This window comes from Rhizobium jaguaris (assembly GCF_003627755.1).
Taxonomy (GTDB): domain Bacteria; phylum Pseudomonadota; class Alphaproteobacteria; order Rhizobiales; family Rhizobiaceae; genus Rhizobium; species Rhizobium jaguaris.
The window spans coordinates 1033400-1058253 of sequence record NZ_CP032695.1 but is presented as its reverse complement, the minus strand read 5'-3'; the positions used below and the strand labels follow the sequence as shown (position 1 = coordinate 1058253).

Sequence of the window (24854 nt, the reverse complement as noted above, 5' to 3'; positions counted from 1 at the left end):
TGGGGCGCGCATCCGCCCCGGCCATTCGTTCGAGGAGAAGATGATGCGGGCTATTCTGGCGATCGACCAGGGCACCACCAATTCGAAGGCAGTTCTTGTTTCCGAAACCGGCGAGGTCATCGCTAGGGGCTCGGCAGCGGTCGGCATTTCCTATCCACAGCCTGGCTGGGTCGAACAGGATCCCCGCCGGATTTTTGCCTCCGTCTGCGAGGCGATCGAGACCTGCCTGAAAAATGCTTCCGGCGCGAGCGTCGAGGCCATCGCGGTCTCCAACCAGCGCGAATCCGTTACCATGTGGGACGGCGAAACCGGTGAAGCGCTCGGTCCTGTACTCAGCTGGCAATGCCGCCGCACCGCGCCTGACTGTGAGCGCCTGATAGCCGAAGGGCATCTGGACCGCGTGCAGGCGCTGACCGGCTTGCCCCTCGACCCGATGTTTCCCGGCTCAAAATTCCGCTGGCTGCTCGATCGTGTTCCGGCGGGACGCCGGGTGCGTCTCGGGACGATCGACAGCTGGCTCATTCAATGCCTGACGGGTGGCCGCCGCCATGTCTGCGACGCTTCCAATGCAGCCCGAAGCCAATTGTTCGACCTGCAGGGTCAGGTCTGGAGCGAAGAACTCGGCGAAATCTTCGGCGTCGATATCAACCAGCTTCCCGAAGTGCTCGATAGTTCCGCCGATTTCGGCGCGACGCGAGGACTTCCCGGCATTGCCGATGGCACGCCGATCCGCTCCGCAATCGGCGACAGCCATGCAGCCCTTTTCGGCCATGGCGCCTTCCAGCCGGGCGATGGAAAGGTAACGTTCGGGACCGGATCATCGGTCATGACGACACTGCCGCGCTTTATTGCGCCGCGCAACGGCATTACCACGACGGTCGCGTGGCGCATCGCAGGCGCGCCGACCTTTGCCTTTGAGGGCAATATCCTCGTTTCCGCCGCAAGCCTTCCCTGGATGGCGGGTATCCTGGGTCTTGCGGACGTGGCGGCACTCGTCGATCTCGCAGCAACCGCCGAGCCGGGCGGACCGGGTTTCTTGCCGGCCTTCGTTGGCCTCGGCGCACCCTACTGGAACTCCGACGCCCGCGCGCTATTTTCACAAATCAACTTCGCGACGACCCGCGCGCAAATGGCCCGCTCGGTAACGGATTCGATCGCCTTCCAGGTTCATGACGTGATCGCCGCGATGCGCGCCCAGAGCGGCGGCCAACTCGGCGCCCTCTACGTTGATGGCGGCCCGAGCCAGAACCGCTTTCTGATGCAGTGCGTTTCCAACCTCATCGGGCATGCCGTCATCCAGTGCGAGGCTCCCGAGGCTTCCGCCCTCGGAGCTGCCTATCTCGCGGGGCTTTCGCTCGGACTGTGGAAAGATCTCGAAACGATCGAGGCGCTCCCGAGAAGCTCTCGGGTGATCAACCCCGAAGAGATCGATCGGAGCAGTCTTCTGAAGACGTGGAATGATGCGCTGGCCCGCTCGACGTGGCGACCGACACCGGCTAAATGTGAATAAAAATTCAAGCCGGAATTGCTCATGTCCCGTCTCAACGAACTCCGCCTGATTTCAAGAGTGGCGCAGATGTATCACATCGAAGGGCGACGGCAGGCGGAGATCGCCGAGCACCTGCGCCTTTCCCAGGCAACAGTGTCACGGATGCTGAAGCGAGCCGAAGCGGAAGACATCGTCCGCACGAGCGTCATTCCTCCTGTCGGGACCTATAGCGAACTTGAAGGCGGACTGCGCGACAAATTCCAGCTGCCAGAAGCCATCGTTGTGGAATGCACCGAGGACCGGGACGCCGCCATCATGGCCCGCATCGGCGAAGCGGCAGCCCATTTGCTCGAGGTCACGCTTTCACCCGGCGAGATCATCGGTGTGTCAAGCTGGAGCCAGACGATCTTCAAGATGGTCGAAAACATCCATCCGCAAAAAAGCGCCCAGGCAAAATATGTCGTTCAGACGCTTGGAGGCATGGGTGACCCGTCCGTACAGACGCACGCCACGCAGCTCACGACACGACTTGCGCGACTGACCGGTGCAGAGCCGAAGCTCTTGCCTGTGCAGGGCGTCACCAGCTCGCGTGAAGCCAAGCTCCTGATGCAGGCCGATCCCTTTGTTCGCGAGACCATGGATCTCTTCGGCAGCATTTCGCTTGCCATCGTCGGCATTGGTGGGGTTGAACCATCCGAACTGCTGGCACGATCTGGAAACATCTTTTCGTCCCGTGAGTTGGCCGATCTGGCAGACGCTGGTGCGGTTGGGGATATCTCTCTCCGGTTCTTCGACAAGAATGGCGGTTTGGTCAAAACTCCCCTCGACGATCGGGTCATCGGCCTCCCCATTGAGGACTTGAATCGGGTTGATCGCGTCATTGCTCTGGCGGGTGGCGCAAAGAAGACAGCCGCTATTGCCGGAGCTCTCCGGATAGGTGTCATTGACATGCTCGTCACCGACAAGTTCACAGCTGAGCGATTAATCAACTACTAGACTGATACAACGGCGATAGATTAGACGTCTTAGCTGAGAAGTATAAATTGCAGGAGGCGGCTGCGATCCAGGAGCGCACATTGCGCGAGAAGGAAGCGCTCGCCGAACAGCAGGCCAAGATCACGACGTCCGCGCTCACCATCGAGATCAGGGAGAACGAGGGTAAGGCGCAACTCGCCCGCACCCGCCAGCAGGCAGAGGCAGAGAAGGTGCGCCTCGCGGGCCTCGGCGAGGCTGACTGGATCAAGGCCGTCGCGCTTGCCGATGCCGAACGCGTCAAGGCGACCGGTTTTGCAGATGCTGAAAAGGTGCGCGCCGTCGGTCTGGCGGAAGCCGAGGTTACCGAGAAGAAGGTCGCGGCCTTCGGTGGGCCGGACTATCAGCTCAACTCGCAGGTTCTCATGCGCTTCGGCGAGGCGATCGAAAACGGCAGGCTGCCGCTCGTGCCGCAGATCCAGATCGGCGCTTCCGGCGGCGAGAAGGGTGCCACCAATGGTCTCGTGGAAATGATGCTGTCGATGCTGGTCGCCGACCGGCTCGGACGGCGGGGTCCGCCGTTTGCGGTGCCGGCGCCCGTCGAGCAGAATTGATTGTGGATGGGCCGGTTATGCCGGCCCATTTTGCATCCTGCCTCGCGGACCGACTGCCAGCGGCTCCCTTTATCAGCGTCGGACAAGGAACGGCGACGATCGCTAGTTTGCGCTCTACCCGCCTGTGACAGAACCGCACAGGACAGCCCAAAGGCTAAAAGATATATTGTCGATATATGTTTTAAACCATAAATCGGTGGCCGCTATTATCAAAATCACGGAGATCCGAGAAATGGCCAGAGAATTGAGCGCGGCAACCAAGGCAATCGTGCAGGCGACCGTGCCCGCACTTGCGGCCCACGGCACAGAGATCACTGCCGCCATGTACGTCCAGCTTTTCAAGGACGAAGAGGTTCGTAACCTCTTCAACCAGTCCCACCAAGGCGAAGGCGGCGGGCAAACGAAGGCGTTGGCGCAGGCGATCCTTGCCTATGCGCAAAATATCGACAACCTCGGAGTGCTCGGGCCGGCGGTTGAGCGGATCGCGCAAAAGCATGTGGGCCTTCAGATCCATCCGCATCATTATCCGCACGTCGCCAACGCGCTGCTCGCCGCCATCAAGCAGGTTCTTGGCGAGGCCGCAACTGACGAAGTGCTTGCTGCTTGGGGCGAGGCCTACTGGTTCCTGGCAGATATCCTGATCGGCAGGGAAAAGCAGGTCTACGAAGAGCTAGTTTCTGCTGAAGGCGGATGGTCCGGCTGGCGCCGCTTCCGCGTTGCAGACAAGCGTCGGGAGAGCGATATCATCACCTCCTTCGTCCTAAAGCCGGAAGATAACGGGCCGGTCATCCGCCATCGCCCAGGCCAGTATCTGACTTTCCGGATCGCGGTGCCCGGAAAGGGTGAGTACCGGCGCAACTACAGCATTTCCTCTGCTCCAAACGGCGAGACATACAGAATTTCCGTCAAGCGCGAGCCCTCGGGCCTGATTTCGAATTATCTGCATAATGAAGTGACCGTGGGTGATGTACTCGAGGTTGCACCGCCGGCGGGTGACTTCTTCCTCAAGGAAGATACGTCGCGGCCGGTGGTCTTGCTGAGCGGCGGCGTCGGCCTGACGCCGATGGTAAGCATGCTGGAAGACATAGTGGCAAAAGAGAGCGTTGCGAATGTTTATTACGTTCACGGCGCGGAGGACGGCAAGGTCCATGCAATGGGCGAGCATGTTCGCAAGCTCACCTTCGGTCGAGACGGCATGAGGTCTGCGATCTTCTATCGCACGCCGCACTCCGACGATCGGAAGGGCGTTCACTACGACCAGGAAGGCTTTGTTACCCTCGAATGGCTTGCCGAGAACACGCCGCTGAAGGAAGCCGATATCTATCTCTGCGGACCAAAGCCGTTTCTCGCGACCTTCGTCAATGGCCTGGCCAAGGCGGGTGTCTCCAAAGACAGGATCCACTACGAGTTCTTCGGCCCAGCCGACGAACTGGCAGCTTAAGACGAGCGTCAGGCGGCTGGAGTTCGCTCCGCCGCCTGATGCTATTATGCTACGAGGGATTCGGGAGGAAGTTCATGCGGCTAACAGTTCATTCCGACTATGCGTTGCGGCTGATGATGTATCTCAGTCTCCGCAAGGACGACAGCTTGTCCACGATCGACGGCGTGGCAGCGGCCTACGGTATTTCCAAGGCCCATCTGATGAAGATCACCCACGAACTCGGAAAAAAAGGCATGGTTGAAACAGTGCGGGGGCGTCAGGGCGGAATGCGCCTGGCCCGTGAGGCGTCGGCAATCACGGTCGGGGAAATTGTTCGGGCCTGCGAGCCGGACTTCGCTCTGGTTCCATGTATGGAGGCAGAAGCCGGCAATGCCTGCGTGGTCATGCCCGCCTGCGTGCTTAAGCGCGCGCTCGCAACGGCAGCGGCAGCCTTTCTTGACGTTTTGGACGGCTACACGCTGAAGGACCTCATCGGGCCGACTGCGGCGCTGCGACAGCTTCTGAGCATCGACGCCGCGGGTTCCCCAGAGCGATTTGCCAAGTCAAAGCGAAGGAGCTCATTGACCGCATCCACGATGAACAAAACGAGCTGAATGCCGTTCATTTGTGATGCGAGAACAACTCGGGCCTGGCTTCGCCACCTAAATTCCGCGCGCCTGTCTGCCAAATTCATTTGCCTAAGCGTTGGAATAGCGGAAAATTCAGGTGAAGCTGCCTGGCGGGTAACAGAGCATCACAAGGACGATAGCGGTAGCTGCCCTTTGAGGGAGGAGAAAATGGCCGGTAACCATTCAAATCCGAGCGGACCCGATCTGGCCCTCGGCATCGCGCTCACCGATCTTCCTGATGGCGGCAAGCTTGTCGGCCATCGCGACGGCGAGCCCGTGCTTCTGGTACGGCGCGGAGCAGAGATTTTCGCGGTTGGCGCCACCTGTTCGCACTATGGCGGGCCACTGGTCGACGGCCTCGTCGCCGACGACAGCGTCCGCTGTCCCTGGCATCACGCCTGCTTCGACCTGCGCACCGGAGCGGCCCTGCGCGCGCCTGCGCTATCACCGCTCGCTTGCTGGTCGGTCGAGCAGCGCGACGGAAGGATTTTCGTTGGCGAGAAGCGCAAAAAACCGTCGCCGGCCCCGCGCGACAGCAATGCCGGGCCCCCTCCGGAAGGGATCGTCATCATCGGCGGTGGCGCTGCCGGGTTTGCCGCAGCCGAGAGATTGCGTCGTGAACAATATCAGGGCGACATTGTCATGATCAGTGACGACGAGGCACCGCCCGTCGACCGCCCCAACCTTTCGAAGGACTATCTCGCAGGCAAGGCTCCCGAAGACTGGATCCCGCTTCGCAGTGAAGGTTTTTATGCCAAGAACGGCATCGACCTGCGCCTCGGAACCAAGGTTACCGGCATCGACGTCGGTGCCAGCGAGGTCGTGCTCGCCGATGGGACACGGGTCGGCTTCGACAAATTGCTGCTCGCGACCGGTGCCGAGCCGGTGCACCTGACCATACCCGGCGCCAGCCAGCCTCATGTCCACACGCTGCGCTCGCTTGCCGACAGCCGCAGGATTATCGCGCAGGCCGGTGCGGCGCGGTCCGCTGTCGTGCTCGGCGCCAGCTTCATCGGCCTCGAGGTTGCCGCATCACTTCGAACCCGCGGCGTCGAAGTGCATGTTGTGGCGCCCGAGGAACGGCCGATGGAACGGGTGCTTGGGTCCCAAATGGGCGATTTCATTCGTGCCCTGCATGAGGAAAATGGCGTTATCTTCCACCTAGGGGACACCGCGGCGAGCATCGGCGCGGGCGACGTCCTGCTGAGCAGCGGCAGTACCCTGGCCGCTGACATGGTCGTTGCCGGCATCGGCGTGCGGCCGCGGCTCGATCTCGCCGAAGCAGCCGGTCTCGCCACCGATCGTGGCGTCCTGGTCGATGCCTATCTCGAGACCAGCGTGCCTGGAATATATGCGGCCGGCGATATCGCGCGGTGGCCCGACCCTCACAGCGGTGAGAACATCAGGGTGGAGCACTGGGTGGTGGCGCAGAGGCAGGGTGCTGCTGCGGCGCTCAACATGCTCGGACACCGGCAGAAGTTCACGGATGTGCCGTTCTTCTGGAGCCAGCATTACGACATTCCGATCAACTATGTTGGCCATGCCGAAGGATGGGACACAATCGAGGTCGAGGGCGACATTGCTGCGAAGGACTGCCTCCTGCGCTTCAAGCGTGGCGGACAGGTTCTGGCGGTTGTCACGATCTTCCGCGATACCGAAAGCCTGCAGGCAGAACTGGCGATGGAGCAGAGCAAGGCCTGAGGTATGATGGGCTCATGCAGCATGACTGTCGCCCGTGAGAAGCCGAAACGGATTAAGACGTTATTCCGGCTTGTTCTGCTGCCGGAAGGTTCGCGTCTTCGTCTATTTCATGGCGGCAAACCAACTTTCCAGCGCGTTACACACCATCACAGAGGCAGCGAGCGGCGGGGAGTGCTCTTCAGAACATGAAGGACCTTTCGCTCAGCTAAATCGGTGGGCTTGATCCGCTGGATTCATCAATCAGGCAACCCGGTAGCCGGTGCCAGATCCGGGCGAACATGATCGAATTCTGCTCGGATCCGATATACTAGGCATATCCGCTAAGACGAATATATTCGCATTTCCTAATAAATTTGTGATTGCATTTCCTTGTCAAGTGCCGCATTAATATTTGGAAGGGGCGCCTCTCTACTGTCACGATGTATAAACCCACAAGTAAATTGTGGTGGGTATTCCTTTGTGCATATGGAGGGGGTTATGCTTGGGGACGAAATTCTAAAGAAGGCCGCCGATCATCTTGGAGAAAAATATGTTCTGGGAGCACATGCTCCGTTGGCGAATGCTTCTTGGCATGGACCATGGGACTGCGCCGAGTATTGTTCCTGGCTAGCCTATCAAACCTACGGAATTATCTTCGGCTGCGGGTCGAACGACTTGCAGGATGCGGATCCTTACTCTGGTTATTGGGCCAATGAAGCTCAATCGAGCAGTCGGCAAGTTCCGGTATCGGTCGCGACTGGTACTCCCGGCGCTTTTCTGATCAGGAAGCCGGTGAACTCTCCGGTAAAGCGCATCGGTCATGTCGCGATAGCAATCGGTGATGGTCGAGTTTACGAGGCGGCGGGCGCGCAATACGGGGTTCGTATAGGCCCCACCGCTGGACGACGCTGGGATTTGGGCGTTCTTCTCCCCGGCGTGGACTATTCGCAAGGCCCGGCCAACAACACCAATGGTGGGGACGGCGCTGCGACGATATTGATACTGAGGCAGCAACAGGAGCCAATCTTCGACGACCACGTCGTAGAACTACAGATTGCCTTGAAAAACAAAGGGGTCGATCCCGGAAAAGTGGACGGTCTTTTCGGCCCCGCAACTGAGGCGGCCGTGTACTCTTTCCAAGCCACAGCAGGCCTGGTTGCAGATGGCGAAATCGGCCCTCAAACCGGCGCGGCATTGGGCCTCCCGTACTGGCCTGAAGAGACACCTTCACTTGACGGCAATGAAAATGGTGGTTCAGCCGGCAACAACCACACGAGCACGCCGATGGCTCTTCAGACAGACGACTTTGGCGCGATAGTGATGGACTCGACAAGTTACAGCAATATCAAGAACGAATATCAGCGTCTCTTCGCGACCTGCGTCGTCCAAGACAAAAGAGATGAAATTAGCGAACTGACAAGGCGGATTGCCAACAACCGTTCTCGGTACGAATCCTTCATCACCACGCTGAAGGGCAAACCTGCCGAAAACATGCCTTGGTTCTTTGTCGCCCTGCTGCATGCCATGGAGGCATCGGGGGACGTCGGCGTTTTCAAGACACATCTTCACAACGGCGACCCGCTGACTGCGCCCACCTTCCACGTACCGAAAGGACGCCCGGCGCCGGACCGCTCGAACTTCAGCTGGGAAGAAAGCGCCCAGGACGCTCTTACCTACGAGGGTTACACAGACCAATCGGATTGGAGCTTAAGCCGAATCCTGTACCTATTTGAAAAATTCAATGGCATGGGCCCTCGGCGCAAGAGACACGCGACCGCCTATCTCTGGAGCTATTCCAATTACTACAAGAGAGGAAAGTACATCGGCGACGGCGTCTGGAGCAACGACGCCGTTTCGAAGCAACCTGGCGCTGCGGTCATCTTGAAGCAGCTCGCAAACGATGGAGTGGTGACCCTCTAGCAATGAGGGGAGAGCGAAAAGAGCGAGCTACCAATGCGCCATGACAATTGTCGAAATCGGTATTTCCGGACGGGATTCTGCGCTCTCCTTGGGCTCGGGCTCCTCTGGCCCAGGCTCGCGGCCGGGGCGGACGGAACAGCGACAAATCAGCCAGTTTGGCCGCTTGTGGGCGCTCTGGTCGTTTGCGGCGGCGGGATTGCGTTTGCGCATTATAGCTTGCGTCAGCGAAACGGCCAGGCCGCATCGCAACTTAAAGAGGGCGAGAGAAGGATCAACGATGCATCCTATCAGATTGGCGCCATCACCTGCCTCTTCGGTCTTTTCGGTGTAGTGGTAGCGTTTCTCGCAGCTTACAATGCACCGTCCTCGTCAACTGCCGGCTTCACGCAATTCTTCGGCCTCTATTTGCTTGTGGCTGCCGCGGCCGCGGCCGCAGGGAGCGTCGCGGGCTTCATCTTCGGCATTCCCCGAACACTTGACCCCGCAGCAAGAGCGGCGGTCGCGGGCGCTGCCGCGGATGGCGGCGTAGCCGACAAGACAAATGCCATGTTGGCTGCCAACACCAATCTGGAACGCATATCAGATTGGCTTACCACGCTCTTGATCGGGGCGACCCTCGTGCAAATTGGGGCGATTATCCATTGGATAAGGGGATTTGCGGAATATCTTTGGACGAAGGATGGCCAAATCTATGGGCCGGTGGTCCTGCTGCTTGTCTATTTCTTTGCGCTGGCATTTTTGGGCATATACCTGATAACCCGGCTCTACCTCACCGCCGCCTTGACCCAAACGCTTGGCATGCTCGCCGGCGGCAGCGGCCTGACGAATGCTCAATCGCTTCACGCTATACTGACGAACTCGGTGCAGGAGAAGGATCCGAAGGAACTTCAGTTCCTGGTATCGGCGATTGATCGCTGGCAATTGACCGACGGTGAGCGAGAGGACACAGGGCTGAACGCGCTCATCGCAAGGATCCTTTATAACTATTCGATGAGTGGCAATCCGGACAACGCCACTCTCCGCATGGAGCAACTGAGGGGCGCATTATCGCGTGCCATACGTGAACCTGGCGCTCGCGAAAGTCTGAAATCGTTCTTCGCCGCCGAGAAGGCTGCAAGGGGAGATCAGACGCTTCCCGGCGATCTGCTCAATATGTTCTTTAAATCCTAGCGTTGGCTCCCGCCGATGGCGGAGCGTGATCACTGGACCAAAGTCTGCACATAAAAATCCTGGCTGAGAGGCTATGCCGATGGCAACGAAACGCATCATCCTGCTACTTGACGGCACCTGGAACGACGAGGATATCGGGCCGTATGACACCAATATCGTGCGCCTCCAAACAATCATTGCGGAGGCTGTCGGCTCGCCGGCATCGAGCCCCCCCTCCCCAAGAGGGCCAGCCAGTTCAACCGATGCCAAGTTGGTCAAGGGCTTTACCAGTGATGGACAAGAAAACATCGTCTACTATGAGCGAGGCGTTGGCACCAGCGCGCATGATCGGTTTCGTGGCGGCGCTTTTGGCGATGGTCTAGCTCTTAAGGTCCGCCGCGCATACAAATTTCTGTCCTTCCACTTCACCCCCGGCGACAGCGTTTTCATTTTTGGGTTTTCACGCGGCGCGTATACCGCCCGCTCGCTGGTTGGGTATCTCGGCGCTGCCGGCCTATTGAAACGCGAGCACTGCACGGACAAACTGGAGCCGCTCGCCTGGGGTTATTATCGCACCGACCCAAACGACCGCTTGCCGGGAACTTGGTGTGAACTCAAACAATACACCCATGATCAGGAAAAATTCAGCGTTGATTGTATTGGCGTGTTCGACACTGTTGGTGCGCTGGGTGTTCCCTTAGATCCATTCTTCCTGGCAAATCGTGATCGTTTTGCCTTTCACAATGTCGATCTGTCCTCGATCACGAAGGTCAACCTGCACGCTGTTGCGATCGACGAACACCGCAAACCCTTCGAAGCAACGGTTTGGCGCAAACCAAGATTCAAGAGTTATGAAAGCTTCACGGAGCAAGTGTGGTTCTCCGGCGCTCATGGCGATATTGGCGGCGGCTATATTCCGGAGGAGTTGCGCGCCGCCGACTACCCGCAAGCACTTGATGACATTTCGCTGGACTGGATGCTCCGGCGGCTCAAATACCACTTTAAGGATTTCCCTTGCGAAGTTGGCGGGCTTAAATCCGTGACCAAAGATTGGTCGCTTGCTCGCCAGCATGAACCGCGCAAATCCTACTACAAGATCTATCCGGAGGCGCTTCGCGCAATTTCGAACTATCCGCTTGGATCGTTGCCGCGGCGACAAGTTGAGGTATCGCGTGATAGGCACGCTGAGCCAATTGGCGAAATGGTGCATATTTCTGCCATCGAGCGTCTCGGCCAGACCATCCAGATCGATACTCAAAAATGGATATATTCCCCCCGCAACCTCACTGCAGTTCTGCCACAGATCATCGGAACCTATGCCGCACAAACAGAGGGAACGAGCGTTGCGCACGATATCCGGATCGTAGACTGGAGCGGAGATCCACTCGCTCCGCGAACCTCCAAAGATTGCGAAATCGCCTTGACTGCCCTCAAAGCCGCCAAGGAACGACTGAAATTTCCTGTGTAGGTAACCGGGGCAAAAGATCTCAGCGGCTGAACGATTTAAATTGCAAACTCTGAGATGTATTTTAATCTAATGTACTCGTCGCTGGCGCCGCTATCTAATTCGCAGGCGGCAACATGGGTTGCAAACCGGGGGAACGGCCAATGGAGAAGGTTGCTGCGGACAACGGGGCGCTGGACGAGGTCATGGTCAAGGCCGCAATTTATCCACCCATCGGCATTGCGCGTGTCGGAAACAGCTTGACCGAGTGGTACATAGGGCCTGAGGTGCCAGATCCTCTGCCACTTCCCCCAGGTTCGTATCGTGACGGCACCGGCGCATTAAAACGCGAAGCGGCGCGTTTCCGTGTCTATGGTCTGAACGCTGCGGGAACGATCGTTCGGGAATTGACCAACGCAGAAGCCGATATTGAATGGACCGTGCAATTGGCCAATACAAAGGCTGCCTGGTACGGCTTTCAACTTGCACTAGATATTCCTGAAGCGTCAGCGCCGGGCTCGACACCGACCACCCTGCGCAATCCCTTAATCGCCGATCGTAAAGCGCTGGCAATCACCCCTGCACCACGTTCCATTTCCGGAGGAAGCCAGCCCGAACAGCGGTTCGACGATGGCGCCTTCATGGGTATTCCGGTCTATCTCGGATCGGTCCTAACGGACGAGGCCGGGCGGTTGCTGGTTCTGGGCGGGCATGGCGTGTCCGCCTCCTATACCGACGCCATCGCAGTGACTTTTGCCAACAACGACACATGGTATGACGACGTTGCCGATGGGCCTGTTACGGCTGAGGTGAACTTGGCCGGGAAGGCGCTGCCGGTGGAGCCGGCTTGGGTGGTGGTTGCGCCTCCCAATTATGGCCCCTGCCGCAAGTCCGTTCGCACGATGTGGGATCTGATGCGCGATCTTGCGGTACAGAATCACTGGCTGACCAAGCCCAAGCGCCCGTCCTTTACCAACGATATCCTGCCGATCTTCGAGCGATTGGCTGGTCTGCAATGGGTAAACGAGGGATTCGCCGCCGGTTTCGGCTGGAAAGGCCTGTTCGATCTTACCTCTGCCACCGTAGCCCGACTGGCAGCGCCCGATCCGGCGAACACTGAATGGCGCAAGGTTATCGCCAACCAATTCCGAACGGGCAGTCTGGAGCGGAACGACACGGTCGACAGCTGGTCGCCAGTGCCCTGGCCCTGGCTCTATGGCGACGCCATGAATGTGCCGTCGGCCCTATCCCCGCGCCAGAACAGTAGCCTGACAAACCTGCAATTGTCTCAATTGCAACAATGGGCCGCCGGTGACTTCGATGCCGATTATGACCCTGCCCGACCGATCCCGCGCCGGATCGAGGACGTACCGGTGGCTGCACAAGGCGACTGCTTGACCAAAGCAGCACTGGATTTCTGCCTGGCCGATGCCTTCCACCCCGGTTGTGAGATGACTTGGCCCGTGCGGGAACTCACCATGTATCGGGCGCCGTTCCGCTTCGCTCATGCCCCAGCCGGTTGGGTAGAACCCGACTATGGGATGACGCTGACCTATGCCACGGCGTCGGCACCCAACGGTTGCCTGGGACCGCAGATACCTGGCGGCATCAGTCGATGGATGGCCGTGCCTTGGCAGTGCGACACCGCTAGCTGCCGATCTGGCTATGAAAAGGCCTACGATCCCTACGTGCCGACCTTCTGGCCCGCGCGGGTTCCCAATCAGGTGCTCACCCGTCAGGATTACGATATCGTCATGGACGTTGAGCGGCCCTTGGCGGAGCGGCAAGCGGCTTTCGCCCGCCGCGCCGACTGGGACGCCCCCCTGGATCTCAAGGCCTCCTATGTCACCCAGATCAACAACATGATTGCACACTTCGATCATCTGGGCGTGGTGGAAAGCCGGCTCGGTCCTTCCGGTGGCGACTTCCCCGCGGTCATGGAGGTGCAGGATCGCCATGAGCCTATCGGTGGCGCCATGCTGCTGAAGAGGACAGCCATCGACGACGCTGCCATCACCGACTTGTCCACCATTGACAAAGTGCGCCGCCTGCCTCGGTCGTTGCATCGCTGAGCGGTCGATACCGCCGTGACGATGGATTTGACGGCCGAGGTGGTGGTGATTGGAGCCGGACCAGCCGGAGCGGCCACGGCCCTGCTGCTCGCCCCGTTTCACCGAACGCTTCTGGTCGACCGAGCCGAGGCGGGTGACAGGCTGCCATCCACAGCCCGCATCGGGGAATCTCTTCCGGCCGCCGCTCGGCGGGTGCTCCAGGACATGGGATTGTGGCAGGACTTCCAGAGCCAAGGCCATGTCCCCTGCTACGGGACGCGTAGTATTTGGGGCGAACCGCAAACGATATGGGCTGACAGCATCCGCGATCCGGACGGACCGGGATGGCATCTGGATCGCGCTCGCTTCGACGCTTGGCTGCGCCGGAGCGCCAGCGAACGGGGCGCGGCTTTGGTGGCACCGGCCCAGGCAACGGAGTTGATTTCGACCGCCGATGGATGGCAACTGACGCTGCTCCGGCATGGCCGTCCTCTGACCGTCAGCTCCCGATTCCTGGTCGATGCCGGCGGGCGCACTGCGCCCTTGGCAAGAATGCTGGGGCACCGTCACCGGGCGGGCGACCGCCTGGCCTGTCATTGGTGCCACGGCGTGTCATCGGGAGATGTCGGCGTGACCGTCACCATCACCGAGCAAGACGGCTGGTGGTACACCGCACCCCTGCCGAACGGTCGAAGAGTACTGGCATTCCACACCGATTCGGATTTGCCCGTCGCAAGGGAGTTGGCTGGAGCTGAAAACCTGCTGGCCCGCGCTCGCAGGCAAGCCGATCTGGCCTCCCTTTTGTCAACGGTGGGATTCCAGTCTGTCGGCAACACCGGATACTGCGCGGCGCATAGCAGTTGGATGGAAGCCGCCGCCGGCCCCGGCTGGCTGGCGGTGGGTGACGCTGCCTTGGCGTGCGACCCGCTGTCTTCGCAAGGCCTGCTCAACGCGCTCTATTCAGGGCTCATGGCCGCTCGCGCCTTGAGAACAGGCTTAGCCGGCGACACGGATGCTTTTGCAGACTACGCACAAACCATGGCCAGGGTCGTCGATGCCTACCGTGCTCACTTGGCCGCCTGGTACGCATTGGAATCGCGATGGCCTGATCAACCCTTCTGGAGCAGGCGGAGTGTCCCGGCGCGACCCAGCGTCTCCGGATCCGGGACGCAGACGCACACGGACTAGGATCTGCCGACCAGAGAGACGGGCACTGCGGCTGGTGTTAGGCGGCCTGAAGCGCCAGTTCCAAGTCGGCGATCAAGTCGTCCGGATGCTCGATGCCAATCGAAAGGCGGATCGTCGATTCCAGAACGCCAATGCGTTGGCGGACATCGGCGGGGACGCCGGAATGTGTCATCGTGGCCGGATGGCTCGCGAGCGATTCCGTCCCTCCAAGGCTGACCGCAAGCTTGAAGATTTGCAGCGCGTTGAGGAATTTGAAGGAGGCGGGCTGACCGCCGCGAATGTCGAAGGAGAAAGTGGAACCGGCGCCGGTGCATTGCGCGACGAAGGTCCGGCCGGCAGGTGATTCCGGATCGTTATAGGGCAGGTAGTGGACCTTCTCGACCTTCGGGTGATTACGCAGAAAATCGGCGACGGCATGGCCGTTGCTGTTTGCCCGCTCCATCCTGATTTGTAGCGTCTCCAGCGACCGACCGAGCATCCAGCAGGAATGCGGGTCAAGCTGGGTGCCGATCGCGCCACGTAGGGCCTTGACCTGTTTTACCAACGACTTGCGGCCGAGAACGGCGCCGGCGATCAGATCGGAATGGCCGCCGACATATTTTGTCAGCGAATAGAGCGAGATATCGGCCCCGTGCTCGATCGGCCGCTGGAAAACCGGTCCGAGCAGCGTGTTGTCGCAGACGATGATTGGCACATGACCCTGTTTTGCGCCGATTGCATCGGCCGCGCGTCGGATCATCGCGATATCGACCAGACTGTTTGTTGGATTGGCAGGCGTCTCGATCAGGATGACGGAGACACGGCCCTTGGCCATTGCTTCTTCCGACGCCTTCTGCACCGAGCCTTCATTCACTCCATCGGCAAACCCGACAGCGGCGACACCCAGGTTGAGGAAGGTCTTGGCCAGCAATGTTTCCGTTCCCCCATAGAGCGGCTGCGAATGCAGGATCGCATCTCCCGGCCGGACGAAGGTAAGCAAGGTCGTGGCAATTGCCGACATGCCGGAAGAAAACACCACGCCGCTTTCTGTCCGTTCGTAGACGGCGAGCCTGTCTTCGACAATCTCGCTATTTGGATGGTTGAAGCGCGAATAGACGAGCCCTGCTCCCTTCCCCGCAGGCGGCTCGCGGCGGCCGGAAACATAATCGAAGAAGTCACGGCCGTCCTCGGCCGTATTGAACACGAAGGTGGACGTGAGAAATACCGGCGGCTTGACTGCCCCTTCGGAGAGTTCGGGATCATAGCCGTAATTCAGCATCTGTGTTTCGGGATGCAGTTCGTGATTGCCGATGTGGGTTTTGGAAGGATGCGGAGCGGTCATGATTGTCTCCAATATCGGGGCTGCTGTCGATACGACAAAATACATCAAAACCATGTCGGCGGCTTGATTTGCGGTGAATTGGGCGATGATAAGATGTTGGGCGGCTTCAGCCTGCGTCCTTTTGCGGTCGATCCGGAAACCCCTGAGCCCCCTTGTTGCCCGAAGCTGTCGACCTAATCGGCTGTGATTTTCCGAATTGACAGATATAAACGCGCTATCTTGCGAAAGAATCGAGCACTTTCTTTCAACGTTCCTTCATTAATAACCACTATTCAATGGAAAGCTCGAATAAGCGCGTGCTAGATTGTCAGTCATGGGTCCACTCAGGCGAGAAGCGATGGCAGTGCGACATAGTGAGCGTGACGTTCCCGAAGGGATTACAATCGAAACCGCTCGGAAGGCCACGCTGCGCAAGTTGATGAAACTCGCTATCGACCAGAGGCATTTGCGGCCCGCCTTCCAACCGATTGTTGATATTCGCACGGGCTGTATCGTCAGCTCTGAAATCCCCGCATGCTGGGGTAACTCTCAGGTCGGTGAAATCTGCCCCATGACTTTCATTCCGCGCCTCGAACAGTATGGACCAATTAACGTTCTCTCGGATGCTCTGCGCAATGCCTTTAACAAGGTGGTGACGGCGTCCCGCAACTAATGTTTCCGGGATGAAGGTCATCCAAAAAATAGATATTATAAAGAATAGAGGTGAATAAATGGGGAATCCAGCAGATGAAACGGTCACTAGTGCCCTTCAACTCGGTTGCGATGGCGTTCGTCCACCGGGGTCTGCGCTTTATTCCCTACTAGGCCGTCTACGCTCCGCTTTGAGGAGCCCTCTCCACGCTCGAACCGTTTGGCAATTGCGTCAGCAGATCGAGCATCAAACCAGCCTCATCCGCCAGCTTGAGACCGATCTCGTCCGAGCCGAGATTTTCGAGCGAGCCTCTGCGGCAGCGCGTATGGGCGTTTGGCAATGCGAATTGCCCAGCGAACAATTGACCTGGAGCAATGGGAGCTATGACCTATTCGGCTTTCAGCGAGGCAGCGAGGTCGCGCGTAGCGAAGTTCTGAAGAGCTATTCGGAAGAATCACTCTATCGCCTGCAAAGAGTCCGCAGCAATGCCATCGAGACGGGTTCCGGCTTCGCTCTCGAAGCCGAAATCCGGCCCCCTGGGGTCGAGAAGCGATGGATTAGAATATCAGCAGCGGTCGAGCGCCGAAATGGCGAGCCGATCCGGCTCTTCGGTATTAAGCAGGACATTACCGAGGAACGGAAAGCGCTCGACGGAATGCGGTATCTCGCTGAACACGATGCGATGACCGGCCTTGCCAATCGCACTCAGTTTCAAAACCGACTTGCGGAAGTCTGTGAGCTCGGGGGACCGGGGGGCGCACTGATGCTCATCGACCTCGATGGCTTCAAGAGGGTCAACGATACTCTTGGGCATGCCGTTGGAGACGAATGCCTGATCGAATTCGCCCGCCGGCTCTCGGTGGTGTGCCAATCCGCCGAGCTAATTGCCCGTATTGGCGGCGACGAGTTCGCCGCGCTCTTCGGCCCGGCTACCGACCTGCAAAGGATCGAAAGTATCGCCCAACGTCTGAGCACCGCGGCACAAGAGCCCATGAATTGCTCTGGACGCGTTTTTCGGGTCGGCGCCTCCATTGGATTTGCCTTCACAGAGGAGGAGACGCCCACTGCCTTATTCGCAAGAGCTGACCATGCGCTGTACGCTGCTAAAGCGGCTATTGGAGCAACCGTTTTTCGAGGATCTTCACACCAGCCACCTGATTGATTCTCAGCCATTCGCGGCCGCCATCGGGACCTGCACGAGCACAGGAAGAGGAATGGCCACGGCAACCAGTTGCATGAAGCAACGAAACGACGAATCCGAGGGGCTGGTCCCCTCTTAATCGAGCCAGTATACGGCGGGCAATTTCGCGGCCGAACTTTGCCGCCCACTCAGATGCTGTCTGGAACGAAACTTCGATGCTAGGCTCGACAAGCTGGTCCTCGACGTGACGCAGGCTGATGCCGTCGGTTGTAGGTCTAGGTGACGATGGCGCAGTCTTGGTAGGAAAAGCTGCTAAAGACCGCCCGATCACCCACCCAGAGGCTTCTATTCGATTGCCTGCCATCAAGAAGAAGTCAGGCTGACGTGAATAAGCGAATTAAAAACGGTTGGCTGGAAAACAGATGGCTAGATCAGCTGTAGTGAGCGTCATTGCCGCACTGGCTTTCTGGGCAGGGATAGCCGCCGCTCACGCGGCAAATCAAATGGCAACAGGATCGAGATATCCTTCGCCTTGTTGGGACTCGAGCCGACGGTGCGTTGTTTCTTTCAGTTTCAAAAATGAATTCAATAAGTTATAAACATGCGTAATTTGCGCTGAACCAGAAGCTTTGACAAGCTGCGGTCAACGATTCAGCGCGCTGTGGAGGTCATGCAACCCGACCATTAGCATCATGGGATCGGACGGAGAAGACAGGAAGCCAACCGCTTCATAGAAGGCCCGTGCGTCATCGGAAATCGCATGCACCATGACGCCGCGAATTCCGAGGATTTCGGCCGCGTTGAGCAGACGGAGGCCTGCGTCGCGCACCAATGCCCTGCCAATACCGCGCCCCTGAAAGGACTGATCAATGGCGAGGCGGCCAAGCACGGCGACCGGAATCGGATCGGGCATATTGCGCCGAAAACGTCCGGGTGCTTCCGGCTGCTTCACCGCCCCGGACGCAAGCGCGTAATACGCGATGACGCGGTCTCCCTCGCACACAACGAAGGTGCGCGACGCGCCGCCCGCCTGATTGGCCCGGGCACGGCGGCGCAGCCAGTCGTCCAGTTCAAGCACGCCGGAACTGAATTCGGCGAGTTCGTGATGATCGGCCAACGGCGCCGGTGCGCTGGGCGTCACACGTCATCCCACGGCGCTTTGGTCGACATAGTGCGCTTCAAACGCTCATTGGGCTGCGGGGGTGCGTCGAGGCGGGCAAGGTATTCGGCGTAGATTTCGGGGCTGACCGTGAATATGGTACGGTCGAGCAGCACCTCCTCAGCGCGGCGCTCAGAAGCTTCAAGCATGAAATCCGTGCGTGTCTTACCAAGCAACTCAGCGGCGCGGTCGATCAGATTGCGGGTCGCAGGCTTGATGCGCATATTCAGCGGCACGCTGGCGTCCGGGCTTTTGTTCGTGTGCGAGGTGGGCATGAGAGACTCCTGTCTGCACACAGTGCATAGCGTAACGACACCATCTTTACAAGCTTCATGATGATATTGTTTAGGCGTGTGCCTAAGTGCGTAAACCTGGAGCGATGTGGTCTCGGGGCGAGCCTATGTTAACGACGACGCCAAATTGTGTGCCGGAACGTCGGCGCTGCGGTGGCTCTCGCGGTCAATCATCCACACACAAAAAGCGCCCACGGATTGTCCCGCGTCAACCTGCACCATGGCGTGAGCCGCCTACATACCGGTCATAGGCACACGCTCGGGATCATCTTCCATGACTCGAGACGAAATGACGACATCAGGCGCAATCAACTGACGATCTCCCAGGGTGATGAGTCAGTTTAACCTGACAACCGAGAACAAGCGAAGTGCTCCGTCGCTTTGGCACTAAAGTGTAGAAGGGAGGGCCGGATGATCCTGGAAATTGCGGCGAGGCGCGCCGACTTCCACGCGCTGCGTCAGGAGGGCTATTTTCTGTTGCCGCCCGCCTGGGATGTCGGCAGCGCCAAGCGCTTAGAAACGATGGGCTTCGCGGCATTGGCGACCGGTTGGCGATCTTCATGCCCTTGTCATAGAGCCGCGCGCCCGGTCCGTATAGAGACTGGCGAGGAAGAAGTGCGGCGCATGGACAACCAAGCGAGAAGCGACCATTGCAGCACGAGATTGAGCGGGCTGACGAAGCTGTGCCCTTGGCCCAGCACGTTGCAGAAATCCGTTCCCGCGCGCTCGCCAAGGCAAAGCTCCCGCCGGCGGCGCCCTTGATGAAAGAGGAACTTGACGCACTCTGGGGCCAAGGTCACATCGTCTTGCTCGGCCGCCTTTCGAGACCAAAGTAGCGCCTGATCATAGTCCTTTGGCACAGCCTTGCCTTCGAGATACAGAAGACCCAGCACACGCTGTCCTTCGACATTACCCCCGGGAGCGGAAGATTGTGCATATTTCAATGCAGCGGCGTAATCTTCCTTGTCGTAAGCATCCCGGGCGGGGCCGGCATATGCCGGAATTGAGGCGCACAGATAGACTGCAAGGCCGGCCGTCGAGACGGTTTGCCGGATCCAACGATCAGCATGTCTCGGTTGAATTTTCGGCGCGAGGCGATCCAAAATGGGTATCGCAGCCAATCCGCTCCTGCAACTTCGCTCCATTGTGTCCCCGGACTAAACTTCAGTCAGCTTGGATACTACCTGCGCGGCATTCTTCGGACTGCAGTCTTTCGATGCAAAGACCGGCGGAGAGCAGAAAAGCCCCCCGAAATCTCGAAGTGCTGAATGTTATAGCTCCTCAATTCCAGGGTACGGAACGTTATCGCCGCCCAAATCGGTCGTGGTTGAGGCGGCCCACTCGGATAGCTGCCCCGAATGCTGCTTCACCAACACCATTCCTCCCGGCGGCATCTGCCATTTATTTTTCGGGATTTAGCATGACATAGGCTTCGCCACCGTTGCGGTCATGCTGGAAGATGAAACGTTTGCCCTTGATCGTGGCGACAAAGGGCTGATTGGGTTTGTCATCTTGCGGAACCTTGTCGGCAAACTCTGCGACCGTGCGGAGGAATTGCTGGTGCAGGGTCGGATCGGAGCGATTGGGGCTTGTAATGGCGCATTCCTTGCCGGGCTTGATCTGCACGGACATCGAGTTGTCCTTGGTCATGCCGCTTTGCTCGCCTCCAAGATCATAGAAGTCCTTGACGCCGTAGCGTTTGGCGCCACTGATGCCGGCGTCAAAAGACGGAGCCGTCTGCAGGCAGAGTTCCCTGAAGGCCTTTATAGCAACATCAGTCTTGCCGGCCGCGACAGGCGCCGCCGAATTCGATACTGGCTGAGACGTAGACGTTGTGCAGCCAGCGAGCGCCATTGTCAGCACCACGCCGATCGACGCGAATTTGCCATTGTGATTGATTGCATATCGATACATCAGAAAATCTCTGCTTTTTGGGCTGTTATTTAAGTGGCACAGGAGCCAAAACTCCGGGGTAAGGTGCAAATTTGGTGTAGGTTATTTTCGGATAGAGATCCGGCAGGTTCTTCTTGATTGCCTCCCGGAAGTTCGCGGGTGCTTCCGCTCCGATCAACACGGCGATTCCACGACCGTTTGGCCTCAGATCTGATTGTAGAACTTGAATATTCAGGAAGCCGGCGTCTACGATCTGCCCCTCGCCAATCACGATATGGTTCGAGCCTGCCAGCGGCCGAAGCATTGGTGCCGGTGCGGGGCTAAACAGAGTTCCGCCTTCGTTGCCGCCCATCCAGACTCGGCTCCGTCCCATGTTGCAGCTTGCATATGTCGCGACGTAGCTGCCGGGAGCAATTGCCCGGAATGAGGTGCGAATATCGCCCTTGTCGACCTCCTTCGTGATCGCGGGCAAGTTCAACGTAAGGACATGGAGATACATCTTGCCAAAATCCTTCAGGTTACCGGTCGCGACCTGCCCAACGGTTACCGATTGGCTCTCATCGATTTTGCCATTGACGATTTTGTTCAAGACGACTTGGCCGCTGCCGCAATAGCTGCTTGATTCCGAGACGCGCACGACGATCGCAGCGCCATCTTTCTTCACCATGGAAGGCGCATTGTTAGCGACTTCCTTGGCGCCCTCGCCGAGATGGGTATCGGAGTACGTCGTGCATGCGCCTAACGCGCCTGCGAGCATGATGGCGGCGCCTATTTTTGCCTGCCTTGGCCCCTGATCATATCGCTTCGTTCTCCACCCTTTCGATGATGCTTTCCGCCACGTCCGGAAAAACAAGGCCGTTGCTGCCATCGATCGGTGTGCAAGGGCTGCATGAAAAAAGGACGAAGTGGGTACGAACGCGACGCCCACACCCAAGGAGATCTTGGAGGCCGGACGTTTGGAGGCGGCTATGCCGTTTCGATGGCTTGGATTCCCAGCACAACTATTTTGCGAACTTTGAAGATGAAGTTGCATTTGCGAGACTGCGACAGTTTTGATTATGGACGCTCCGAAATGGCACGAACTGACAGATGTTTCTAGTAATAAGCGAAATTTTTCAGGCGGTTACGTCCATAAGGCCTAACAAAGAACTAACAGCGAAGATGTGTTCTTATGCATCTCGCTGCATCCACGGGGACAAGGACCCCCTCAAAAGCTGAGCCATGGTATTGTAGACATGCCAGCCGCATCCCGGCGGCATTTGTCTCGAGGCGAAAATCTGGATCCACAGGCTAAAGAAGGCTGCGAAACGTCGAATTGAAGACAGGCTGACGGCCTGACATTTGTCAGCCGCACCGGACTGGGATTGAGGCCGAGGGACAGCCATTCCGCAGCCCGCTGCAACCATTCCTTAGCCATCGAACAACTTGCAACTTGACCCCAGCGGTCCGCCTTCGGCAAATATTTAGATGCCGACAATTTGTTGACTGCCTTCGATTTTTGAATACGGAACCATTTTATGCAACCGAAGATAGTTTATTCCCGTTTTCCACGATCATGGGATCTGAGCGCCAATTTCTTAGCTGCCTTCATTATTTTTCTCGGGACGGGAATCGGTCTTTTCGCCGGCTGGCTCGATTTGCCGGTAGCCGTTTTCGTGTTCGTCTTAACCGGCTGGATCGTCTCGCTATGCCTACATGAGGGCGCGCATGCCTTCGCGGCATATTGGGGAGGAGATCGGAGCGTTGCTGCAAAAGGATATCTCAGCCTCGAGCCGCTGACTTACACGCAGCCATTCTTGAGTTTCGTCCTCCCCCTGCTCTACCTGATATTAGGCGGGATCGGTCTTCCGGGCGGCGCCGTGTCCATTGATCATAGTGTACTTAAGAGTAAGCGCTGGCAGGCTTTCGTGTCTGCCGCTGGACCACTGGCAAACTTGGTTTTCCTAATAATCCTCACGATCCCCTTTCTCCTCGGATTGCCTGACGACGGTTCGCGCTTCTGGCAGGCAGTCGCCCTTCTGGGCGCTTTGCAGGCTTCTGCGGTCGTGTTGAATCTTCTTCCCGTTCCGGGCCTGGACGGCTTTGGCATCCTTCGGCCATACCTTCCGCGCGACATGCAAATGCAGGCCAATCAAATAGCCCCGATGCTGAGCGTCCTGCTGCTGATGATGTTCATTTCCCATTCGGCAAATAAAGCTCTCTGGAGCGCGGTTTACGAGCTTACCGATTTCTTTGCGGTCGATCGGTTCCTCATCTTTGAGGGCTGGAAATCCTTCCGCTTTTGGATGTGAAGCCTTTGCGTGGGGATGAAATAGACGGCGACGGACCTGACGCCCGCAGGGGGGGAGAATTAATCCGCACGCTCGGTCATGCCAGCGGCGAGCTGCTGGGCATCGTCCTCTTCCTGGAAAATCGCGATGATGCCGACGAATCCACGACCATCATAGGGCGTTCAGATCGTCAGCGATTTCCTGTGGGGTGCGCGGATCGAGGACCGGCCGAGCGGCGACCTTCCTGCCGAAGGCGAGCATTTCGGTGGCCGTCATCCGGCGCTTCGCCGGCAGCTCGTCGGATACGCCAAGCGCCTTGGCTTCGCGTTCCAACGCTGCGCGGATCAAGTCTTCGGGCTTGCGGCCGAGGCGGGCCGCGACCCTGCGGGCGAGCTGTTCGGTATCGTAGGTGAGCTGCAACATGGTAACCGCCAATTCTACCAATTGATGGGTGGACGCGAAGTGAATGCCCCAGATGTCCAGCTTGGAAGCGGGTCCTACTCTCAAGTCGGCTTCGTTTGGAACGATTCACCCATTAGTTGATGACCGCTTTTTAGCGCGTTCCCGCTGTCGGCCCCAAGCCGTCATACTCTGTCAACTAACTTCAGAAGGCCGTCTGGGAATATGATCTCGGTGGTTTGTTGTAGTTCTTCAGCAGACCACCAATGGTGATCCGCCATAACGTCTCGCTCATTTTCAGTCCAACCCCGGTCTGAAATGCCATTTCGAATCGTTCGGACCCCGAAGAACCGCTCTTCGGCCCATACGACTTCCCCATTCGTCAGTTGAAGTTCAAAGGATCGACGGCCAACTTCGCCTGTCAATTGTTCCTCTGATAAGCCCGTTTCCTCCTCTAACTCGCGCAAAGCCGCTTCCTCGAACGTCTCGCCTTCTTCCACGGCACCGCCCGGCGTCGCCCAATAGGTGCGACCGTCTAATGGTCCAGATGTATGGACAAACTTGAAAAGAAGAACGCATCCGAATTGATCCATAACCAGAATTCGGGCGGAGGGGCGTTTCCGCATAAATCTGCCTATCCTGTTTGCGGTCGTCAATCGCGGCGCACAATAATGGGTGCGGGTGCGAGAACCGCAAATGGCGCATTCCGGAAGAAAACATACTTCCGCAATAGCCTCGTTGCAGACATTGATTGCCTCCTCAAGGTTGCTGAAATGAACACTTGGCGTCAATCCCCACAAATCAGGATCAAGGCCCTCGGTCTGCACTGGCGCGACGGCCGTGTACTCGCGGCTGAGGTTTATGACGATCAGGAGCGGGTTGTCGGTGTCCGCCCGCTGGATGGAAGCGTGGAGTTCGGAGAGCGCTCCGACGCGGCTTTGCAACGTGAGTTCAAGGAGGAGCTTGACGTTGAGGTAAAGGTCCTGGCGGGGCCGCTGGTCATCGAGAACCTATACCTTCACGAAGGCGAAAGCGGGCATGTAGTGGTCTTCGTTTTCTCCTCACACAGATAGCCTGATTGATCCCTGGCCTTTTCGGCCTATTGTGCTTTGCGGCCTATCGTGGTGAAACGCCACAAGATAGGTCCCGTAGGTGCCATGAGCGATAGAATATGTTGCTATCACTCACGAA

At 58.3% G+C, this 24854-nt stretch carries 23 protein-coding genes and 1 pseudogene; 16 read left to right on the top strand and 8 right to left on the bottom strand.

What is annotated here, in order from left to right; genetic code table 11:
• The first annotated feature begins 43 nt into the window (after positions 1-43).
• The 11 genes and pseudogenes from CCGE525_RS27195 (at position 44) to CCGE525_RS27145 (ending at position 14556) form a co-directional block, all read left to right on the top strand.
• Positions 44-1510 carry an FGGY family carbohydrate kinase gene (locus CCGE525_RS27195; protein WP_120707379.1) on the top strand — a complete coding sequence of 489 codons (1467 nt, stop codon included), beginning with the start codon at positions 44-46 and terminating at the stop codon, positions 1508-1510.
• Positions 1511-1531: 21 nt separating this feature from the next.
• A complete protein-coding gene (locus CCGE525_RS27190) occupies positions 1532-2485 on the top strand; it encodes a sugar-binding transcriptional regulator (protein ID WP_120707378.1) in 954 nt (317 codons plus the stop codon).
• A 35-nt stretch (positions 2486-2520) separates the two neighbouring features.
• Positions 2521-3075: pseudogene (locus CCGE525_RS27185) on the top strand (flotillin family protein); the annotation flags it as partial.
• A gap of 232 nt (positions 3076-3307) precedes the next feature.
• The gene (gene hmpA / locus CCGE525_RS27180) at positions 3308-4516 is read left to right on the top strand and encodes an NO-inducible flavohemoprotein (RefSeq protein ID WP_120707377.1); all 1209 of its coding nucleotides are present in this window, start codon (positions 3308-3310) and stop codon (positions 4514-4516) included.
• Positions 4517-4554: 38 nt separating this feature from the next.
• Positions 4555-5109, top strand: coding sequence for an RrF2 family transcriptional regulator (locus CCGE525_RS27175; protein ID WP_342637457.1), 555 nt, complete (start codon positions 4555-4557; stop codon positions 5107-5109).
• A 183-nt stretch (positions 5110-5292) separates the two neighbouring features.
• Complete coding sequence (locus CCGE525_RS27170; RefSeq protein ID WP_120707375.1) at positions 5293-6825, top strand: FAD-dependent oxidoreductase; 1533 nt, start codon at positions 5293-5295, stop codon at positions 6823-6825.
• A 477-nt stretch (positions 6826-7302) separates the two neighbouring features.
• On the top strand, positions 7303-8724 hold the full coding sequence (locus tag CCGE525_RS27165) for a peptidoglycan-binding protein (protein ID WP_162950329.1): 1422 nt from the start codon (positions 7303-7305) through the stop codon (positions 8722-8724).
• 216 nt (positions 8725-8940) lie between these two features.
• Entirely contained in the window at positions 8941-9894 is a 954-nt protein-coding gene (locus CCGE525_RS27160; RefSeq protein WP_162950328.1) for a hypothetical protein, read from the top strand.
• Positions 9895-9973: 79 nt separating this feature from the next.
• Entirely contained in the window at positions 9974-11341 is a 1368-nt protein-coding gene (locus CCGE525_RS27155) for a DUF2235 domain-containing protein (protein WP_162950327.1), read from the top strand.
• 140 nt (positions 11342-11481) lie between these two features.
• Positions 11482-13389: a LodA/GoxA family CTQ-dependent oxidase gene (locus tag CCGE525_RS27150; protein ID WP_120707371.1), complete on the top strand. Its 1908-nt coding sequence runs from the start codon at positions 11482-11484 to the stop codon at positions 13387-13389.
• A 21-nt stretch (positions 13390-13410) separates the two neighbouring features.
• The gene (locus CCGE525_RS27145; RefSeq protein WP_120707370.1) at positions 13411-14556 is read left to right on the top strand and encodes a tryptophan 7-halogenase; all 1146 of its coding nucleotides are present in this window, start codon (positions 13411-13413) and stop codon (positions 14554-14556) included.
• A 37-nt stretch (positions 14557-14593) separates the two neighbouring features.
• On the opposite strand, the gene CCGE525_RS27140 is transcribed toward CCGE525_RS27145, so the two are convergent.
• A complete protein-coding gene (locus CCGE525_RS27140) occupies positions 14594-15877 on the bottom strand; it encodes a cystathionine gamma-synthase family protein (protein ID WP_120707369.1) in 1284 nt (427 codons plus the stop codon).
• A gap of 337 nt (positions 15878-16214) precedes the next feature.
• Between CCGE525_RS27140 and CCGE525_RS27135 the strand changes: the two genes are divergently transcribed.
• Both CCGE525_RS27135 and CCGE525_RS27130 read left to right on the top strand, forming a co-directional pair.
• Entirely contained in the window at positions 16215-16529 is a 315-nt protein-coding gene (locus CCGE525_RS27135; protein ID WP_162950325.1) for an EAL domain-containing protein, read from the top strand.
• 205 nt (positions 16530-16734) lie between these two features.
• The gene (locus CCGE525_RS27130; protein WP_245472317.1) at positions 16735-17670 is read left to right on the top strand and encodes a sensor domain-containing diguanylate cyclase; all 936 of its coding nucleotides are present in this window, start codon (positions 16735-16737) and stop codon (positions 17668-17670) included.
• Positions 17671-18292: 622 nt separating this feature from the next.
• Here CCGE525_RS27130 and CCGE525_RS27120 read toward each other — a convergent pair.
• Together CCGE525_RS27120 and CCGE525_RS27115 are read right to left on the bottom strand one after the other, a co-directional pair.
• Complete coding sequence (locus CCGE525_RS27120; RefSeq protein WP_120707366.1) at positions 18293-18790, bottom strand: GNAT family N-acetyltransferase; 498 nt, start codon at positions 18788-18790, stop codon at positions 18293-18295.
• Entirely contained in the window at positions 18787-19083 is a 297-nt protein-coding gene (locus CCGE525_RS27115; protein WP_120707365.1) for a type II toxin-antitoxin system TacA family antitoxin, read from the bottom strand. Before CCGE525_RS27115 ends, CCGE525_RS27120 begins: the two co-directional genes overlap by 4 nt.
• Positions 19084-19230: 147 nt before the next feature.
• Between CCGE525_RS27115 and CCGE525_RS27110 the strand changes: the two genes are divergently transcribed.
• Positions 19231-19446 (top strand): 2OG-Fe(II) oxygenase, encoded by a 216-nt coding sequence (locus tag CCGE525_RS27110; RefSeq protein WP_281024683.1) that lies wholly within the window; start codon positions 19231-19233, stop codon positions 19444-19446.
• 224 nt (positions 19447-19670) lie between these two features.
• Here the strand turns inward: CCGE525_RS27110 and CCGE525_RS38510 are convergent, their stop codons facing one another.
• The 3 genes from CCGE525_RS38510 to CCGE525_RS27095 form a co-directional block, all read right to left on the bottom strand.
• Positions 19671-20222 (bottom strand): tetratricopeptide repeat protein, encoded by a 552-nt coding sequence (locus tag CCGE525_RS38510; RefSeq protein ID WP_162950324.1) that lies wholly within the window; start codon positions 20220-20222, stop codon positions 19671-19673.
• Positions 20223-20502: 280 nt separating this feature from the next.
• Entirely contained in the window at positions 20503-21015 is a 513-nt protein-coding gene (locus CCGE525_RS27100) for a hypothetical protein (protein ID WP_245472315.1), read from the bottom strand.
• Between the two features lie 25 nt (positions 21016-21040).
• Positions 21041-22027: a hypothetical protein gene (locus CCGE525_RS27095; protein ID WP_162950323.1), complete on the bottom strand. Its 987-nt coding sequence runs from the start codon at positions 22025-22027 to the stop codon at positions 21041-21043.
• A gap of 484 nt (positions 22028-22511) precedes the next feature.
• Here CCGE525_RS27095 and CCGE525_RS27090 point away from each other — a divergent pair, with 484 nt between their 5' ends.
• Positions 22512-23285, top strand: a complete 774-nt coding sequence (locus CCGE525_RS27090; protein WP_120707361.1) for a site-2 protease family protein — start codon at positions 22512-22514, stop codon at positions 23283-23285.
• A 150-nt stretch (positions 23286-23435) separates the two neighbouring features.
• Here the strand turns inward: CCGE525_RS27090 and CCGE525_RS27085 are convergent, their stop codons facing one another.
• Positions 23436-23771, bottom strand: coding sequence for a type II toxin-antitoxin system VapB family antitoxin (locus CCGE525_RS27085; protein WP_245472314.1), 336 nt, complete (start codon positions 23769-23771; stop codon positions 23436-23438).
• A 77-nt stretch (positions 23772-23848) separates the two neighbouring features.
• On the bottom strand, positions 23849-24256 hold the full coding sequence (locus tag CCGE525_RS27080; protein WP_245472371.1) for an NUDIX hydrolase: 408 nt from the start codon (positions 24254-24256) through the stop codon (positions 23849-23851).
• On the opposite strand from CCGE525_RS27080, the gene CCGE525_RS27075 reads away from it, so the two are divergent.
• Positions 24215-24736, top strand: a complete 522-nt coding sequence (locus CCGE525_RS27075; protein ID WP_162950256.1) for an NUDIX hydrolase — start codon at positions 24215-24217, stop codon at positions 24734-24736. The genes CCGE525_RS27080 and CCGE525_RS27075 overlap by 42 nt on opposite strands.
• Positions 24737-24854 lie beyond the last annotated feature (118 nt).